Origin of the sequence: Methylobacterium nigriterrae (assembly GCF_037106235.1) — a bacterium.
In the GTDB taxonomy this organism is placed as follows: domain Bacteria; phylum Pseudomonadota; class Alphaproteobacteria; order Rhizobiales; family Beijerinckiaceae; genus Methylobacterium; species Methylobacterium nigriterrae.
In genome coordinates, this window is record NZ_JBAWTG010000473.1 from 1 (window position 1) to 657 (window position 657).

Genomic DNA, 657 nt, shown 5'->3' on the forward strand with positions numbered 1-657 from the left:
ACAGCCGACTTTGCCGTCCTAGAAAAAAACACGGGTCATGCCGCGGAGCAGGATCGGGAAGACGTGAAGGCGGCCCGCCTGTCCTGGTTCGAGGGCCAGCTCGATCGCGATCCGGACCGGCTCGTGTTCATCGACGAAACCGCCACGACCACGAAGATGATCCGGCGCTATGGGCGTGCGCCACGCGGCGAGCGCTGCCGGGTGGCCGTGCCGTTCGGGCATCGGAAAACCATCACCGTCACGGCCGCCCTGCGCGCCAGCGGCCTGACGGCCACCGCGCTCCTCGACGGGCCGATGACCGGGGCCCGCTTCCGCGCCTATGTTGAAGAGACCCTGGTGCCGGCTCTGAGGTGCGGCGACACGGTGGTGCTCGACAACTTGCCCGCTCACAAGGTCAGCGGCATCCGCGAGCGCATCGAGGCGGCGGGTGCACGGCTGCTCTACCTGCCGTCCTACTCGCCCGACTTCAACCCGATCGAACTCGCCTTCGCCAAGCTCAAGGCCATCCTGCGCGCCGAGGCTGCTCGCACCGTCACGGACCTCTGGGACGCCATCAAGCGTGCCTTCAGGCGCTTCACGCCAGGCGAGTGCCGCAACTATCTGGCAGCCGCAGGCTACGATGCATATGACCCAATCTGATCGGATGCAGCTCTAGCA

1 protein-coding gene is annotated in these 657 nt (G+C 66.7%); it reads left to right on the forward strand.

Annotation, left to right across the window (positions count from 1 at the left end):
- Positions 1 to 639: IS630 family transposase (locus WDW90_RS37815; protein ID WP_336492833.1), on the forward strand; the 639-nt coding region annotated here is incomplete at its 5' end.
- Positions 640 to 657 lie beyond the last annotated feature (18 nt).